Source organism: Acinetobacter sp. NBRC 110496, assembly GCF_000876115.1.
Lineage (GTDB): Bacteria > Pseudomonadota > Gammaproteobacteria > Pseudomonadales > Moraxellaceae > Acinetobacter.
Map to the genome: position 1 here is coordinate 50,771 of NZ_BBTF01000020.1, position 18,000 is coordinate 68,770.

An 18,000-nucleotide genomic window follows, 5' to 3' on the forward strand; every position below is an offset into this window, starting at 1 on the left:
ATTCCCACCCGATTCAAAAAAATCTTAAGATCTGCTTAAAAATTGATGAAGATTCTAACAAAAAACAAATAAAACTCAATACAAATGATAATTATTATTATTTAAATATTCATTATTTTCTAATACATCTATTTATGAAATAAAGAAAAAAGCCCCCCTGTTTTGATCAAAAAATAAAAAAAGCCCTTTAACAGGCTTTTTTTATTACGGTCACTTTCAAGCAATTATTTAAAATAAGCGCCTTCAGCCTGCGTATGATCGGTTTGATCCACTACGCGCTGTAACTCAGGCACGTGTTGTCTCAACGTTGTTTCCACACCTTGTTTTAAGGTGACATCAATTGCAGAACAACCTTGGCAACCCCCACCAAATTTCAGCACTGCGGTCAGGCCATGTTCCGGGCTATCCTGTACTTCAACTAAACTACAGTTACCGCCGTGCCCTGCTAAACCTGGGTTAATTTCAGATTGCAGCACATAGGTAATACGTTCTTCAATCGATGCATCTGGCCCAACACGTGGCACTTTTGAGTTCGGTGCGCGGAACGTTAATTGACCACCAAAACGGTCTTTGTTGTAGTCAATCACCGCATCAACCAAATAGGGAATTGATGGCGCGTCGACATAAGCAGGAAAGTTAGGATAATCCTGTTTATAGTCTGTTGGCACCACTTCTTCAGGTGCGCTATATGCCATACAACATTCAGCACGTGGAGTACCCGGATTCTCTACAAAAACACGAACGCCAATCCCTGGTGTATTTTGCTTTGCTAATAAATCACCTAAATACTCTTGTGCAGAGGGAGTAATTAAAAGGTTTGGAATTTCTTCTGCGACAGCAGTGTTGGTGTTCTCAGTCGACATAACAATAATCCTCAAGCTGATGTCGTTATATTAACCGAAGATGGAGGGTAATAAAAAAAAATCAACCATTTTTGTAGGAATTCTATGCAAGATCATTGTTTATTAAGTTTTTAATGGCATTATTGCTTAGACACTGATCAATTTAAAACCTATATGTTACCTCTACCCTTTGGTCACACTGTGACTCTGATCATTATTACCGTTGCAATCTCCTTATTGGCCTTCTCCAATCAGGCGGTGATGAACCGTTTAATTTTCTGGCCTCCTGCCATGCAGCGTGGACAATATGATCGTTTTATCACGCATGGCTTTATCCATGCCGATGGTATGCACCTCCTGTTCAATATGATTACGCTGTTTTTCTTTGGCAATATCATTGAAAGCTTCTATCGTCAGTTTTTCTATGACATGGGCTTTGTTTTATTCTATTTGGGCGGACTAATTGTTGCCATTTTACCGAGCTACATAAAACATCGCCACGATGCACGATGGGCGAGCTTAGGGGCTTCTGGTGCGGTTTCAGCAGTCCTGTTTGCTTATATCCTGTTCCAACCTTGGAACTTGATCTTCGTGTTCTTTATCCCAGTTCCTGCCATTATTTTTGCCATTTTATATGTGGCTTATAGTATCTGGTCAGGTCAACGCGGCAATAGCAATATTAATCACAGTGCTCACCTGTGGGGAGCTGCCTATGGTGTGGTCGTGACCATTATTCTGGAACCAAGAGTGGTTCCGCATTTTCTCAATCAGCTCACCAAAATTCCATTTTAAAGCATTCCAGAACAAAGCCCCTCGCTCGGGGCTTTGCTTTTTTTAAGATTAACAATCAAATTTTAATTATTTTTATCATAAAAATCATCACTCTAAACTTGCCTTAATCCTTATAGAAAATTAAGTCGATTCTCATGTCTCGTAAAAGCCTCCTGAGCACGCTTTCAATTGCATTATTTAGTCTGTCAATTTCAGCTTGCAGTAATAATGATTCTGATAATTCCAACACTGTCGTTGAAACCAAAAAGCAACCTAACATTTTATTCATCATGGCCGATGACTTAGGCTATTCAGATTTAGGGGCTTTTGGTGGAGAAATTCGTACTCCAAACATTGATGCCCTGACGCGAGAAGGCCGCATTCTAACCGATTATCATACTGCACCAACCTGTTCTCCAACCCGCTCGCAATTGATTTCGGGCACAGACCATCATTTGGCTGGTATTGGTGCCATGGCTGAACTTACACCACCGCACCTAAAAGGACAGCCAGGTTATGAGGGCTATTTAAATGAACGCTCACTTTCCATCGCAGAGGTGCTCAAAGACAATGGTTATCGCACCTATATCAGTGGCAAATGGCATTTAGGCTTAACCGATGCAAGCAATGCACATGCCAAAGGTTTTGACCATTCCTTTACCTTGTTACAAGGTCTAGACCTACATTTTAAACAAGCGCCTTCGGCCTATAAACGTAATGCAACCTATACTGAAGATGGCAAACCCGTCCCAATTTCATCCTTGCCTGATAATTTTTTCTCAACCGATTATTACACCGATAAACTGATTAGCTATTTAGACTCAGGTAAAAACTCTGGAAAGCCCTTTTTTGCCTACGCAGCCTATACTGCTCCACATTGGCCCTTACAGGCACCCACCGAATATCGTGACCGCTATCGTGGTGTTTATGATGTCGGCTATGATGTGATTCGAGATGCACGGATCGCCCGCCAGAAACAACTCGGACTGATCCCCGCCAACTTTACAGCTGCAGACCCTATTGCCACACAAAATGCACCACAAAAATACGGTAAATGGAATGAACTTTCACCTGAGCAAAAGGCCTTGGAAGCACGCAGAATGGAAATCTATGCGGGTATGGTCGAAAATCTGGATGCCAACATCGGTCGGGTCATTCAATATCTAAAACGCAATAATCTATATGACAATACTCTCATTTTCTTTGTGTCTGACAATGGCGCCGAAGGTTTTATCCGTGGTAATTATGGGGCTGAATCTGGGTTTGATAATAGCGTTGATAATGTCGGAACCTCAAGCTCTTACCATTATGTCGGGCCACGTTGGGCAGAAGTCAGTGCTGCACCCTTTCACCTTTGGAAAGATACGGCAGGCGAAGGCGCAACAACCGCACCTGCGATTGTAAAGCTACCTGATCAAAGCAAAGCGCAAGCAACCTATCATGGCTTTGCTTCCGTTCTGGATGTTTTCCCAACGGTTCTTGACTATGCCAACATTGCCATTCCACAAGGCCAATACAAAGGTCGCCAAATTAATACACCAAGTGGCTATTCTTGGAAAGCCATACTTGAAAATAAGGCTCAAGCAATTCGCCCTGTGAACTTTAGTTTTGCTGATGAATTACATGGCAGTAAATATGCACGTCAAGGAGACTGGAAAATCGCCCTACAAGGAACATCTGGACTTGGGACGGGTACATGGGAGCTCTACAACCTCAAAAATGATCGAGGAGAAACTCGAAATCTTGCGCAGGAGAACCCAGCCAAGCTGCAAGAGTTGGTGGATGTCTATAATAAATACACCCAACAAAATGGCGTCAAGGAATACTTCCTTAAATGAAACTCTCGCCCATTTTAATCTCACTCTGCAGCCTGTCCCTTGTGGCAGGCTGCAGCAAAGTTGCCCCAGACACCACAACGTCCCATCGCCAAACGGCGACCGCCACAGCATCCCTTGGCTCATTGCCGCAATGCCAACAGTATTCCGGCTTACCCCATGCTTGGCAACACAGTAAAACTGCGGGCATGGTTTGGATTCCGAAAGGAACATTTCAACTCGGTTCCAATTTAGCCTACCCTGATGAGCTGAATTTTGGCAAACCACAACGCCAAGTTGAAGGGTTCTGGATTGACCAAACGGAGGTGACCGTGGCCCAATTTGCCAGTTTTGTCAAAGCAACAGGCTATGTCACCGATGCGGAAAAACAAAAACAGGCCGCTGTATTTTCCCCTGATGTCAATCATCCGAATCAATGGTGGCAACTGAAAAGCGATTACTCTTGGAAAACCCCCAACGGCGCTGCAGGTCAAGCTCCTCTTCCCTCCGAACCTGTGCGTTATGTCACCAAAAATGATGCAGAACATTATGCGGTCTGGTTAGGGCGAGATTTACCTTCCGAACAAGAATGGGAGTATGCCGCCAAAGCTGGATCAACAACAGATACCCCTTTACACCAAGCACCTCAAGATACGCATCAACATCCCCAAGCCAATTACTGGCAAGGTGAATTCCCACTTAACAATACAGCGGAAGATCACTTCGACGGTGTAGCGCCAGTCGGATGCTATCCCGCCAATGCCTTTCGATTATTCGATATGATTGGCAATGTCTGGGAGTGGACGTCTTCTGTCTATCACGGCGCACATGATCAACACATGGGCAATTATGCGGAACTGCGACAACAAAACAGCACTGCAACGCAATATGTATTGAAAGGCGGTTCTTTTTTATGTGCTTCTAACTTTTGTGCTCGTTATCGAAATAGTAGTCGTTACCCACAAGAATTTGATTTAGCTGCAACCCATGTCGGGTTTAGAACCATCTTACGCACGCAATCCTGATATCGACTGCTGTTCAGCATTTTTGACGACCTATGCGTAAGAAATTCAATATCGCGTTCAAAGTGAATAAAAAAATAATGCATCAAATTTCTGGTGCATTCTCTTTTGCACTCGTTCTGTTCAAGCTGATTGTTTAGTGATGAAATTGAACCTTTCCCATTACAAAGTAATTATGAATCCAGCTTAAGTTTTTATAGGTTTAGGTATCTTATCGCCTTTTTATTTATACCAAATAATCCACTTCATCCGATAATTGCATAATAAATCACATTTTTTCCAATTAGTAATTTCATTTATTAACAACCGATATAAACTACAAGGATATATTTTATTCTTCTGATGGAATTTTTAGATGAATCTAATCCAACATGGCGCTGTCCTCAAAATATTGAACAAGGTTCAGCATGCTGATGATTGGATGATTTTTCTCGAACAGTTGAACCATTACTTTGATCTGCAGGCATCCCAACTGCTTGCTGTTGACCTAGAGGTACAAGCGCTTTCTTTCAGTGTTCATCACGGCATCAATTTTGATGCCAATCAACTTGAACAAGCCGCACTAACCCAAATCCGCTTGGCCATAGATGATGACCCGCGTTTAAAGAAAATGCTTTTAGGGCCAATGAAGGGATGGATGCATTGCACTCAACATTTTCAAGAACATGAAATTATTCAAACTCAAGTCTATCAACGTGTACTGCAACCGCTGAATCTACGCTTCTGCTCAGCCATTCAGGTGATTTATGATCACAAAGTTTGTGTCATTCTAGCCTTTCTCACCAGTCCTGATCGTGGTGCTTTAAACTGCACTGAGTTAGAACCCGTGTACGAGATTTTGCCGATGCTGCGGCAAAAGATTCAGCAATATCGGCATCATTTTGAATATTCCAGCATGACCTTACTCGGATCACAACTGATTCAAAAAATGAATCAGCCGATCGCAATTATTAATCTGAATGGCGATATCCTTGAAATTAATACTGAGGCAGAACAATTATTAGCATCGAATGAACAGATCCAGATTAAGCAACGCCGCTTTCTGTTAAGTGAGAATAAGCAACAACAATTCGATCAGAACTTGATTGAATTAGAACGTCTTTATAAAAATCATCACGATCTGGCACATGCAGAACGCAGCAAAGTCATGATGCTAGATCAACATTTATTCCTAACACTGGATTTACTCAGCCCGGAAAAAACACATAAGATTTTTGGTTTACGCCCAGTCTTACTGGCAACATTCTCAGGGCTTAAGCCTAAGCCCAAATACCAGAAAGACATTTGTACGCAACTTTTTATGTTTACCCCTGTTGAGCACAAAATCTGCGAGCAACTGCTTGAAGGTAAAACCACCAAAGAAATTGCCCTGATCCATGACATTCAAGCGGATACCGTGAAAAAACATTTACAATCGATTTTCAAGAAAACCAACACGCACCGACAAAGTGAATTGATTCAATTGTTGATGCAGTTGGTATAATCTCGAATCCCCCTTATGCAATCTCGGCGGGGAAGGCAATCACCTGATCAATGTTGAGCTGGTTCATGACCACCATCAACAACCGATCCACACCTAAAGCAATACCTGAACATTCTGGCATATTCGGTAGGGCTGCTAACAAATGCTGATCTGTTGGAATGACAGGTAATCCCTGCTGGGCACGCTCTGTATTATCTGCCTGAAAACGAGAAGCCAAAACCTCGGCATCCAAAAGCTCATCATAGGCATTGGCTAGCTCCAAGCCTTCGATATACACCTCAAACCGTGCTGCAACCAGTTCACCGTCTGCATCCTGTTTCACTTTTGCCAGCGAAGCCATTTCAGGCGGAAAATCCGTTAAAAATACAGGAGTATCAAAGCCTAAGCTAGGTTCTACAACATGAGAAAATAACAGATCCATATAGCCCAAACGGTCATCACCCAAATCAAGATTCAGGCCAACCCGATTGGCCGTGTCTTTAAGCTGTTTCAGACTTGCCTGTAAAGGATTAATTTCCAAACGATCCTGAAACGCATGTTTATAACTGAGAACAACAGGACGGATCTCGCCAAAGCGATGCGCCAAACAGCTTTCTAACAGATCAGCAGTTTCATGCATTAATCCTTTCAAATCGAGCCCAGGTCGATACCATTCCAGCATGGTAAATTCACTATTGTGCTTACGACCATGCTCATCATCGCGGAAAACTTTACAGATTTGATAGATCGGCCCACTGCCACTGGCCAATAAACGCTTCATTGGAAATTCGGGAGAGGTCTGTAAATACTGGGTATTTAATTTGCCATGAATATGGCGTTGCACCTGTACTGAAGCCAAATGCACATCGGTTACTCCCGCCTGCGACAAGACTGGCGTTTCCACCTCAAGCACTTGACGCTCGGCGAAAAACTGGCGAATCTTACGATACATTTCTGCACGTGCTTTTAAAGCATCGATTGAACAGGTCGGTTGGTAGGTTTTCATTACTTGACTCATGCTTTTGGCCCACCGTGTGCAGCCCACTCACGGCGCAAAGGATAGTTTTTACGAAGTAAATCAAATGCTTTTTGCTCAACCTTTCCATTTTGAACACAGGCACGAAGTTGCTGATCATCCGCAGCGATATCATAAATCTGCGTCAAATACTGCTTAAGTACCACTTTTAAATCCTGCTGCTCAAAATATTGTTCTACTGGTGGCAATTGACTTTCAAAATGCTTCGAGATGTCATATTTAAAACTATGGCAAAAGGCTTCATAAATCATTTGCGTGCCTCTGGCCTTACCTTCCAAGCTATAACCTGCAATATGCGGGGTCGCCAAAGCCAGCATGTCTAAAAGTGTTTGCGAAATCTCTGGCTCAAATTCAAAGACATCCAGCACCACTTGGCGTTTTGTCTTTGCAATATCATCCATTAACGCAGTTTGCTGAATCACAGGACCACGTGCACTATTGATTAAAATCGCCGTTGCTTTCATCTCAGCAAATGTGACCGCATTAAATAAATGCTGTGTTGGATAATCACCCGATACAGTTAAAGGTACATGAATTGAAATGGCATCGGCACGCTTTAACAACTCAGCAAAACTTATATTTTCAATGCCAGCCAATTGCACATAAGGATCATAGCCAATCACATTCCAGCCCAGTAATTGAGCCATCACAGCCAGACGACTTCCGACATTGCCTAGCCCCACGATGGCTAAAGTAAACGCCTTATTCTGTTCTAAAAGATCGCAATCTAAATGGAGTAAAGCGGTAATGACATATTCTGCGACTGCCTGAGCATTACAGCCGGGTGCGTTACTCCAAGCAATATGTTGTTGTTCTAATGCTTGCAGATCAAGATGATCTGTTCCAATGGTGGCACTGCCCACAAATTTTATTTTGCTCTGATCAATCAACGCATGATTCACTTTAGTCACCGACCGAACCAAAAGTGCATCCGCATCCTGCACATCACTGTTTGTCAGCGTTCGTCCTGCACGATGCTGTATTTCTGCAAATTCCGCAAAGAAATAATCGGTAAATGCCAAATTTTCATCTGCGATAATTTTCATACAGAAGCTTCCATCAATAAATCTCTGCCTATTATCCTTAGCAGGCTTCTAATTGACAATTCATAAATACAACTCTGCAGCGATTAAATGACCGAAAAATGCTGCTCTTGCTACACGCATGCGACATATTGCCAATTTACTGCAACATCTTTGCTCTTATACTAGGACTTTCCCTAATTCCTCCATCGTAATGACGCAATACTCTCCTTATAAAGGCAAAAATGGCATTAAACGGATTCTCAATGCCACAGGCTATTCAGTTGCTGGTTTTAAAGCTGCTTTTCGCTATGAAGCTGCTTTCCGACAAATTTTATTGCTCAATGTAATTCTGGTCCCGCTCAGTTTCTTCTTGAATGTCACCGCAGTTGAGCAAGCCCTAATGGTCGCTGTCTGCTTACTGGCGATTATTGTGGAACTATTTAACTCAGCCATTGAAGCCGTCGTTGATCGCGTTTCCCTGGAAAAAAATCCACTGTCTAAAAATGCCAAAGATATGGGCAGTGCTGCGCAATTTGTCTCTTTAGCGATTATCTTTTTTACATGGATGATTATCCTATTTCGATAGAAATTTGATCTTTTTACATAAAAAAAATCCCTGCATCTGCAGGGATTTTTCTGATCTAGACGAAGATGTATTACATCATGCCAATTAACAATCTAACCTTCTATAAATACAAATCACATTACAACCTATCCAATTGATTCAACGATATTTTTATTCTAACCTTCCATAACAATGTAATACATGCAATTACCAATTTTTGTGAGTAAGATTGTGAGTAAGCCCTTTCAAAAATAGCGTTACTCACAACATATGCTGAACGATTTAAAAATCAAAAGATTAAAACCACGTGAAGAATTATACCGCATGGCTGATCATTCAGGGCTCTGTATAGAAGTCCGCCCATCTGGTAGCAAATTCTGGCGTTATCGTTACCGCTTTCTTACTAAAGCAAAAATGCTCACAATCGGTAAATATCCTGAAATTACTTTAGCATATGCTCGATTAAAAACTATTGAATATCGAGAGCAACTTGCCAAAGGAGTAGACCCAATAGGTCACCAGAAAAATGAACGTCTTGAAGCAATTAAAGCAAATAATGGTACATTTCGGTTAGTCGCAAGTGAATTTATAAATTCCCGAAAAGCTCAACAATCCAAGGAATGGGAACAACGCCGAAGCAGTTATTTTGAGAAAGATGTTTACCCTCTTATTGGTAACAAACCTATTCATGAGATTGACTCTATTGATATTAAAACTGTGCTTGATAGCACTATGGCAAGAATCAAAAAATCAGGAAGAGGCACAGGAGAAGTTAAAGGGATTTTTGTAAGACAAATCATTGGTGAGGTTATGGAATATGCAATTATCACAAAACGTATTTCTATAGATCCTACTTATGTTCTTAGGGGTTACATTAAACAGCCAGATGTAACCCATGCCAGACCATTAACTGAGTCTGAAAAAAAAGTACTTATGCTTAAGCTCAATGCATACGGTGGCTCAATTAGCACACGAAATGCTATTAAAGCCGCAATATACACATGGCTTAGAAGCATTGAGATACGTCGAGGTAAAAAGGAATATATTGACTTTGAAGATAAGACATGGACGATTCCAGCAGTATCAAGGGCTGATATTTTGGCTGGCAAGCGCAATATGAAAAAGAACAGAATACATGTTGTACCATTATCTGACCAAGCCATTGAAATCATAAAAGAGCAATTTGCACTTTATCCAGATAGTGAATATATATTTGCAGGAGAAGACGGGGAAATGATGGGTAAAACCACATTGAATACAGCCCTGAGTAATATGAAATTAGAGTTCAGGATGCATACTCTAAGAGCAACTGCATCCACTGTGGCTAATGAGAATGGTTTTAATAAGGATTGGGTTGAAATACAACTTGCCCACGTTTCAGATAATAAAACAAGGGCATCGTACAATCATGCTCAATGGTTAAATGATCGTAAAACGATGATGCAATGGTGGGCTGAACATGTAGATAGTTGGGATAAAAATAATAATCTATAGTATAGGTATAAATTCTTTATTTTTTCCCAAAAAAAATGTTTAAAAAGTTAGATACATAAGTTGAAACCAACTCTATGTATCTAAACTTAATTCTATTACATTCTCACTTCCAAATAGATTATTCACTGTTACAAGTGCTGTATCAGATAATGTCTGAGTAGCTAACACGGCCAGTCTCGTCATTGGGCGAGAAATAGATACATAGAAAAGATTACGAGCTCTATAAAAACCTTTTGTGTTTGCATTAGTCAACTTTTTAGTCTCAAGCAACTCGAGAAGCTGTGGCCATTTATAATTATTCCATCCACCACCTAAAACTACTAATACATTCTCAAACTCTGCCCCCTTAACACTGTGCTGAGTTGCAAATGGAGTTTGCTTTTCAATAAACTTTGTAACTTCGATTACTTCTTTATATGGAATTTCTCTTAATTTATTATAACGAAGTAGTGTTGAAGACATTTCCGTGTCAGGTGAATTTCTTAGAGAAATAAGCTCATCATCTCGTCTAAGCACTCTATCTGGGGGGGAGGGACGTTTTGTCTGCTTAAGATGATCTATCACTTGCCCTATAGTCCCCTCTTGTCTTAGTTTTAATAATTGATCCATATCCCGTCGCCAACAAGATTTATCTTCATGCTTCGTTATTGCAGGCCTTGAGCCAAAGATTTTAAACATTTCACCATAATTTGATAAGCTATAGCTAACACTCATTGGTTCAACTATTTCTGCAAAAAATTTTATTACAGGGTCTTCTTTTTTAGCAAATTGATCATTACGTCCGTCAAATACTTTAATTAATTGAGGGTATCCTTGTTCAGATGCTAAAACATTATGGCTTAACATCAGTATCTTAGTTTTTTCAATATCCCACCCCTCATTTTGTAGCCTCTGTATCAAACTTGTACGAGTAGATCGAGCTATATCTATTGGTAAATCATCTTTAGAACTTCTCTCATCTGTTCGTGTCCCCTTATAAGAATTAGTATGAAAAAATCTAGCTTCACCTTTGGCATCTGGCGAACTGACAGCTTGTGGTAAGTCTGGTCTTAAATTATTTAATATATCTACAATTGCTGGAACTGATCGAAAATTTGATCCCTTTGCAATCTCTTCGATTGGATACTCTGCCAATTCATATTCACTACCATAAATAGTCTGCCAATGGTCTCCAAAAAGACCAAAAAGTGGTCCCACCTTTGGTTTTAAGAAATACTCTGTAATAGCATCCATAAATTGGCGATTGGTATCTTGATATTCATCAATAAAAACTACCGGAAACTGATTGCTAAATATTTTCCGAAACTTTTCTTTATTTAGTAATTTAGCCATCATCGTTGGGATATCATCATGACTCAGTGTAATTTTCTGATCATTAACACCAAAAAAGCCCAACTCGTATTCCACTGATTTAGACCCAATGCCACCACCTTGTTCAACTTTTTCTTTTCTTGAATCATCTTCAATAAGAATCTCTCTTATGGCTTTTTGAAATTGGCGCATAAAAGCCCATGAGAATCCATGTATAGTATCGACTAAAATTGCTGGATGGTCTTCAATTTCTTGGGCAATCTCATTTCTTGCAACTTCCGTATAAGTAATACAAGCTACTTTTTTACCTGTTTGCGTTAATGATCTACCACGCTCTTTAATAATGGATTTTAGAGCATGAACTAAAGAAAATGTTTTTCCCGCACCTGCGCCAGCTTCTAGTCGGAAACTTCGTCCTGCTTTTATAGCTGCATTAATTTTTGCTTCAGCTAGTTGAGCTGCAATTATTGCTGGATTGTCTAGAATCTCACTCATGCTACTTATTCGCCTGTAGTTAATTCATAGTTTGATTTTTTTATAGTGTCCATTTCAGATAACCAAATTAGACCTTCCTTGATATATCTTGGTGCCGACCAATCTTCTATTAGAATTGCATATTCTAAGGCGAAATCAGATTTAATAAGCCCTTGTGCTTTTTCCCAAGCAGCAACAGCAATATCTTGTCCTTCAGGTAATTCAAATTTAGAAAGATTAGCTAATATGAAAGCATCCTCATAACTTCTAGCGCATATATTAGTTTCTGGATCTTCTGGTATTTGATATGCAATTCTACGGAACTTAATTTGTTTCTCTTGAGCAGTTTTAGCAATCAAGACTGACGGGGAAATTTGACTATCCTCATTTTTAGCTTTTTTCTTAACTTTACCAGTATCATCGACTTCTTTAGGATAAAACCAGTTTTTAATGGCAGCATTAGATGTATTCTGACCATCAACTACTGGGCATTTCACCCATGCATCTTCCTGTTTTCCATTCTTAGTTATTTTGCCTTTTTTTGTTGAATCTAGATCAGTGATTACTAACGTTTTCAACTCCAGAAAGTCAAGAAGTGGGTAAAAAATATGCGCATGTGCTCCACCAACCTCAACACAAGTAACATATTGTCTGGCTAGTTTTTGTGGTTCATCAAGAGACTCATCAACTAATTGACATAACTTTGGCATTAATAAACGTTCTGTTGTCCCTTCAACTAAGATAGCTTTATCAGCAAAGTAAAGATCACATTTCGTTAAGGTCATATATTGATGTAAAAATTTTTGATCTTTAACAGAAATACTACTCAACCCCTTCTTAAAATCTTTAACCTTTGTCTGACGTACGTTTTCTATCTTATGAATTTCATTATAAAAATATCTAACAGCATCAAATTTTGCAGCATTCGCAACATGTGGGGAGTGTGTTGTGATAACAAACTGGATATTCCATTTATCTTTGTTAGAATAATTTTCTGATAATTTTTGAACAGCCACATTTAATTGATTGATAAAAACCTCCTGCATTTGAGGATGTAAATGAGCTTCTGGCTCTTCAATAAATATTAAATGAGTAGCGGGGCTAATTGATTTTGATCTATAGATTTTGTGATAGCTTGCTAACTGTAGCAACATGTAAATCAAATTACGGGTTCCTAGACCATTATACCCTTCTGGTAAATGTACTCCATCAACTCCGCTATAAACGACCTTAGTATGCCCTGATAATAATGATTCCACGTTTAATGATGTCTCTGGTCTTATCTCAGTATCATTAAGACTTGGGAATCCCATTACGTTCATAACTGGTAATAATTCTTTAAGCATACCATCAAAGTCGAGTTGGACATTATGCTCAATATTTTCAACAGATTGCTTTAATCTTATAGCTAAATTTTGATCTGCCTCAGCAGCAGATGGTGCTGTAGCTGTCTTAAATAGCTCACTAAGCAATTTACCTATTACATCAGCATCCCCTAGTTTTGTTTTATCAAGATTTCTTTGAGCTAATACAAAGTTACATTGTAATAATGCTGTTAAAGCAGATGTGCCTTCAAAATCTCTCGTATTTGTAATATCAGTAGGATCAACTGCACTTACATGAACCCCATAAGCTTTAGACAAATTACCCTTCAAATTTTTATAAAAATGTGTACGAGGTTCAACCACTGCGGAAGATGGGGTAAGGTCAAAAAGCAAATGCATATTTTTCAAAATAGGCCGATACTCAACTCGCGCAATAGCCGTTGTAGAGTCTTCATCTAAATCAATAACAAAAGGGGATAGAGAACCTAAATCAGGAGAAAGTTTATTATATTGAAATGTAAGTGTAAGAGAAATTCGAGGAAGTGCTTCGAATATTACTTCTGAACTTTCCCCCGCCTCTCTTAATTCTTTAGCTTTTAAAAATTTCTCTCGTGATAAAACTGAAAAATCCTCTAGCCGAAATCTTGTTCCAGATTCACCACAAAAACAATCAAAAATACTGGTAAAAGATGTCTTTCCACTATTATTACGTCCAACAATTACAGTTGAAATCTCTTCCAATCCGAATTCGACATTCTCCAGAAGCCTAAAACCTTCTACTTTAATTTTTTCAATGCGCATTATTATCCCCAATTATTTATTTTAAGCTTTTAAAACTTCGACTATGAATATAGCTTAATAACTAAGATATTATTATTTCTAAAAATAATAATATACAACTTAAGCATAAACTTTTTAAAGCTATCTAACATAATCTTCAAAATAGAAATTGCCATCTCTACAAGCTAACTACGACTGAGCCTTTTTTCAACACAATAGATCAGTAACGTAAACACATCGAATAGTTTTCAACTTTAATTCTACTTCAATCAAAGCTTGTCTGCCGCCCGTCTTAATATTTATCCTGATATAAGAAATCAGTTCTTCATATTTGTACCATGATAAAAATAATGTAATATAATAAACAAATAAGTTGAGTATACTACATGAAAATATCCTTACTCATATCCTCACTGCCTACGCAGAACACAACCACTCGTATGAGAGTCTGGCGATCTCTCAAAGCAAGCGGCGCAGCAATTCTAAGAGATGGGGTCTATTTGCTTCCTATTTCTCATAGTGAAAAGTTTGATCCTATTGCTAATGATGTTATCTCAGAACAAGGGGCTGCTTATGTATTTCACGCAGACCAACCTATAAACCTTGAATTAGCTCCTTTCTTCAATCGAAAAGAAGAATACGATGCCCTCTATAAACAACTCTCCGAGTTGAGAGATAGACAGAATAAAGATGAAAAGAAAGAGCTACTCAAGCAAGTCCGTAAATTAAGAAAAAGTATCGATGCGCTTGTAGAAATTGACTACTACCCCGATGAAACTCAAGCACAGGTTCTAAATGAGCTTTCCTCTTTAGAACTTTCAATTGCACGTCTTGGTGAAGTGAATGAACCAATAGCAATACAAGCTCATATTCAACTTCTAGATAAAGCTAGTTATCAAAACAGAACTTGGGCAACTCGTAAAAGACCTTGGATTGATCGTTTAGCCTCTGCATGGCTAATAAAGACATTTATTGATGCCTCACCAAAATTCATTTGGTTAGAAACACCAAGTGACTGCCCAAAAGGAGCATTTGGATTCGATTTTGATGGTGCAACTTTCAGTCATATCAATCATTGGGTGACCTTCGAAGTTCTTTTACATAGTTTTGATCTAGAAACACCCGCATTAAAGAAAATCGCTGAAATTGTTCATTACCTAGATGTAGGGGGAATTGAGCCTCCCGAAGCAATCGGTATTGAAAAAGTTATTCAAGGAATTCGAAGTCAGATAAGTGACGATGACCAATTATTTGCATTATCGAATCACATTTTCGATGGCTTATATGCCAACCTATCAAGAGAATAATCATGGAACAAGAACTTGTTATAGAACCAGAACAAGAAATACAGTCAATTTCATTTTGGCAAGCATTTCTATTCTGGCTGAAATTGGGGTTCATTAGTTTTGGTGGACCAGCAGGACAAATCGCTGTCATGCACCAAGAACTCGTTGAACAAAAACGCTGGATCTCTGAAAAACGTTTCTTACACGCTCTCAACTACTGCATGTTATTGCCTGGACCTGAAGCACAACAATTAGCAACCTATATCGGTTGGTTAATGCACAGGACTATAGGTGGTATTGTTGCTGGTGTCTTATTCGTTTTACCTTCTTTATTTATCCTGATCGCCCTCTCATGGGTCTATGTGAAGTTTGGTGATGTTCCTATTATTGCTGGGCTCTTTTATGGCATCAAACCTGCTGTTGTTGCTATTGTCTTTCATGCAACCTACAGAATTGGCAGCCGATCATTAAAGAATAAATTTTTATGGGCAATTGCTGCACTTGCATTCGTTGCTATCTTTTTCTTTAACCTTCCGTTCCCCTTAATCGTTCTAACCGCAGCAATCATTGGATACTTAGCAAGTAAAAAATATCCAAGCTTTTTTACGGGTGGAGGTTCACATCAGCAAGGTAAAAAAGATTATGGCCCAGCACTAATTGATGATGATACCCCAACCCCAGAACATGCCATATTTAGTTGGAAGCACTTAGGAAAAATATTATTTATAGGTGCAATTTTATGGTTCACACCCATTATAGGTTTGACTCTAACCTTAGGATGGGATCATGCCTATACACAAATGGCTTGGTTCTTTACCAAAGCGGCGCTGCTAACATTTGGTGGAGCTTATGCTGTATTACCCTACGTGTATCAAGGTGCTGTAAATTTTTATGGCTGGTTAGGACCGACACAAATGATTGACGGCTTAGCTCTAGGAGAAAGCACCCCTGGTCCATTGATCATGGTTGTTGCATTCGTAGGTTTTTTAGGTGGTTATAATCATGCATTATTAGGTAGCGAACATTTATTTCTAGCGGGTGCAATTGGTGCAGTAATCGTCACTTGGTTTACGTTTCTATTTTCATTCATTTTCATTCTAGCTGGCGCTCCTGTTATTGAATCAACTCACAATGAACTAAAGTTTACAGCGCCTTTAACAGCAATCACTGCTGCTGTTGTCGGTGTGATACTAAACTTAGCACTTTTCTTTAGCTATCACGTCTTATGGCCAAATGGATTCAATCATCCTTTCAACTATGAAGCAGCATTCATCGCAATAGCGGCATTTATTGCCTTGTTCCATTTTGAAGTGAAAGTCATGTATGTGATTCTTGCCGCTGCCTTATGTGGTTTGATTCTATACATTGGAGCCTAAAAATTAAGAGGAGCTTTTAAAGCTCCTCTTAATTAAAAAACCTACTAAATAAAATGAATTTCTACACTTGCATGAACAATTTCTTCATGAATAGAAAGTGCTTTCTTTACAACATCAGGCGTTAAATCAATACCTGTACTTTCTAAAGCCAAGATACATGAAAATTTCCCTTTCCCAACTTTCCAAACGTGTAAATCAGTAATTTTAGCTTGAGTAAACTGATCAATAACTTCTCTAATTTCATCTACAACAGGATGTGACATTTCTGCATCAAGTAAAGTCTTCCCAGTTTCACACAACAAGCCCCATGACCATTTTGCAACTAGAATTGCACCAACAACACCAAGTAAAGCATCCAAGAAATTCCAACCGAAATATTTACCTGCAATAAGAGCCACAATTGCAAGTACAGAAGTCACCGCATCAGCCACTACATGAATAAAAGCTGCTTTTTGATTTAAATCATGATGATGATCATGATGGTGGTCATCATGACCATGGTGATGGTCTCCACCATCGTGCAATAACCATGCACACACTATATTTACTAATAAACCAACAACAGCAATAGGAATCGCTTCATTATAGTGAATATTTACAGGGTTCATTAAACGATCAATAGACTGAATTCCCATTAATATCGCGACTACCATTAAAATAATGGCACTGCTATAACCTGCTAAAATTTCAATTTTCCAAGTACCAAAGCTAAATCTTTTGTCATGAGCATAATGACGAGCCATTCGATACGCAAAATAGGCCAAGCCTAGAGCCACCATATGTGAACTCATATGCCAACCATCTGCAAGCAGTGCCATTGAATTAAAAATCCAACCACCAAAAATTTCTAGCACCATCATTATCGCTGTTAATATCGTAGCGATAAGAATCTTTTTTTGAGCTAAGGGATTTCCCTCATCAAATTGATGAGAATGATAGCGATCCAAGTTACTATGAAGTTGCATAAGTTTTATCTTTCCAAGATACTCCCCCCAGTATATATTTTTTTAAGGAAAAATCATGTCTCATTTGCATCAAGATAAAAAAATTTTTAATCGCATTAAACGGATTCAAGGACAAGTTGCATCTGTAGAAAAGTCACTTTTGACGCCAGAAAGCTCCTGTCTTGATGTTTTACAACAAGTTGCAGCAATTAAAGGTGCTGTTAATGGATTAATGCAGCAACTGCTAGAGCAACATTTAAGAGAACATGTACTAAAAGGAGAGCAAAATTTTGATGAAGAAGAAATGCAAAAATACTTATTGTTATTAGATCGTTATTCAAAGTGAGTAGAACATTATGCTCTACTCACTTTTGATTATTAATGGCAGTGACGATCCCCTGTCTTGCTATTCGTATGGCAGCCTGAAGAATCAGTACCACCTGAATGAGCAAAAGCATTTGTTACCGCAAGCC

Annotated in this window: 16 protein-coding genes; 9 read left to right on the forward strand and 7 right to left on the reverse strand. The window is 39.1% G+C overall.

What is annotated here, in order from left to right:
* Window positions 1-224 precede the first annotated feature (224 nt).
* Window positions 225-863, reverse strand: a complete 639-nt coding sequence (nfuA, locus tag Aba26S_RS11500; protein ID WP_005243499.1) for a Fe-S biogenesis protein NfuA — start codon at window positions 861-863, stop codon at window positions 225-227.
* Window positions 864-1,016: 153 nt separating this feature from the next.
* On the opposite strand from nfuA, the gene Aba26S_RS11505 reads away from it, so the two are divergent.
* The 4 genes from Aba26S_RS11505 to Aba26S_RS11520 all read left to right on the forward strand — a co-directional run bounded on the left by Aba26S_RS11505 (window position 1,017) and on the right by Aba26S_RS11520 (window position 5,932).
* Window positions 1,017-1,634 carry a rhomboid family intramembrane serine protease gene (locus Aba26S_RS11505; protein ID WP_043972044.1) on the forward strand — a complete coding sequence of 206 codons (618 nt, stop codon included), beginning with the start codon at window positions 1,017-1,019 and terminating at the stop codon, window positions 1,632-1,634.
* Window positions 1,635-1,768: 134 nt separating this feature from the next.
* Complete coding sequence (locus tag Aba26S_RS11510) at window positions 1,769-3,451, forward strand: arylsulfatase (protein ID WP_043972047.1); 1,683 nt, start codon at window positions 1,769-1,771, stop codon at window positions 3,449-3,451.
* Window positions 3,448-4,452 (forward strand): SUMF1/EgtB/PvdO family nonheme iron enzyme, encoded by a 1,005-nt coding sequence (locus Aba26S_RS11515; RefSeq protein ID WP_005243504.1) that lies wholly within the window; start codon window positions 3,448-3,450, stop codon window positions 4,450-4,452. The genes Aba26S_RS11510 and Aba26S_RS11515 overlap by 4 nt, the downstream gene beginning before the upstream one ends.
* 352 nt (window positions 4,453-4,804) lie before the next feature.
* Window positions 4,805-5,932, forward strand: coding sequence for a helix-turn-helix transcriptional regulator (locus tag Aba26S_RS11520; RefSeq protein ID WP_043972049.1), 1,128 nt, complete (start codon window positions 4,805-4,807; stop codon window positions 5,930-5,932).
* Between the two features lie 13 nt (window positions 5,933-5,945).
* On the opposite strand, the gene epmA is transcribed toward Aba26S_RS11520, so the two are convergent.
* Together epmA and Aba26S_RS11530 are read right to left on the reverse strand one after the other, a co-directional pair.
* A complete protein-coding gene (gene epmA / locus Aba26S_RS11525; protein WP_005243507.1) occupies window positions 5,946-6,929 on the reverse strand; it encodes an EF-P lysine aminoacylase EpmA in 984 nt (327 codons plus the stop codon).
* Window positions 6,926-7,993, reverse strand: a complete 1,068-nt coding sequence (locus Aba26S_RS11530) for a 4-phosphoerythronate dehydrogenase (protein WP_005243508.1) — start codon at window positions 7,991-7,993, stop codon at window positions 6,926-6,928. Before Aba26S_RS11530 ends, epmA begins: the two co-directional genes overlap by 4 nt.
* A 190-nt stretch (window positions 7,994-8,183) precedes the next feature.
* Here Aba26S_RS11530 and Aba26S_RS11535 point away from each other — a divergent pair, with 190 nt between their 5' ends.
* Both Aba26S_RS11535 and Aba26S_RS11540 read left to right on the forward strand, forming a co-directional pair.
* Window positions 8,184-8,558 carry a diacylglycerol kinase gene (locus tag Aba26S_RS11535; RefSeq protein ID WP_005243510.1) on the forward strand — a complete coding sequence of 125 codons (375 nt, stop codon included), beginning with the start codon at window positions 8,184-8,186 and terminating at the stop codon, window positions 8,556-8,558.
* Window positions 8,559-8,807: 249 nt separating this feature from the next.
* The gene (locus Aba26S_RS11540; RefSeq protein WP_004828396.1) at window positions 8,808-10,031 is read left to right on the forward strand and encodes an integrase arm-type DNA-binding domain-containing protein; all 1,224 of its coding nucleotides are present in this window, start codon (window positions 8,808-8,810) and stop codon (window positions 10,029-10,031) included.
* 72 nt (window positions 10,032-10,103) lie between these two features.
* Here Aba26S_RS11540 and Aba26S_RS11545 read toward each other — a convergent pair whose 3' ends face one another.
* A complete protein-coding gene (locus Aba26S_RS11545) occupies window positions 10,104-11,837 on the reverse strand; it encodes a UvrD-helicase domain-containing protein (protein ID WP_004828394.1) in 1,734 nt (577 codons plus the stop codon).
* A gap of 5 nt (window positions 11,838-11,842) precedes the next feature.
* Window positions 11,843-13,942 carry an ATP-dependent endonuclease gene (locus Aba26S_RS11550; protein ID WP_043972055.1) on the reverse strand — a complete coding sequence of 700 codons (2,100 nt, stop codon included), beginning with the start codon at window positions 13,940-13,942 and terminating at the stop codon, window positions 11,843-11,845.
* A 365-nt stretch (window positions 13,943-14,307) separates the two neighbouring features.
* On the opposite strand from Aba26S_RS11550, the gene Aba26S_RS11555 reads away from it, so the two are divergent.
* A complete protein-coding gene (locus Aba26S_RS11555) occupies window positions 14,308-15,228 on the forward strand; it encodes a chromate resistance protein ChrB domain-containing protein (RefSeq protein ID WP_004828391.1) in 921 nt (306 codons plus the stop codon).
* A gap of 2 nt (window positions 15,229-15,230) precedes the next feature.
* Window positions 15,231-16,583 (forward strand): chromate efflux transporter, encoded by a 1,353-nt coding sequence (gene chrA / locus Aba26S_RS11560; protein WP_005158089.1) that lies wholly within the window; start codon window positions 15,231-15,233, stop codon window positions 16,581-16,583.
* Window positions 16,584-16,627: 44 nt separating this feature from the next.
* On the opposite strand, the gene dmeF is transcribed toward chrA, so the two are convergent.
* A complete protein-coding gene (dmeF, locus tag Aba26S_RS11565; protein ID WP_004828387.1) occupies window positions 16,628-17,548 on the reverse strand; it encodes a CDF family Co(II)/Ni(II) efflux transporter DmeF in 921 nt (306 codons plus the stop codon).
* A 55-nt stretch (window positions 17,549-17,603) separates the two neighbouring features.
* Between dmeF and Aba26S_RS11570 the strand changes: the two genes are divergently transcribed.
* The gene (locus Aba26S_RS11570) at window positions 17,604-17,873 is read left to right on the forward strand and encodes a metal/formaldehyde-sensitive transcriptional repressor (protein WP_005158090.1); all 270 of its coding nucleotides are present in this window, start codon (window positions 17,604-17,606) and stop codon (window positions 17,871-17,873) included.
* A 32-nt stretch (window positions 17,874-17,905) separates the two neighbouring features.
* Here the strand turns inward: Aba26S_RS11570 and Aba26S_RS21660 are convergent.
* Window positions 17,906-18,000: YHYH domain-containing protein (locus Aba26S_RS21660; protein ID WP_155770353.1), on the reverse strand; the 95-nt coding region annotated here is incomplete at its 5' end.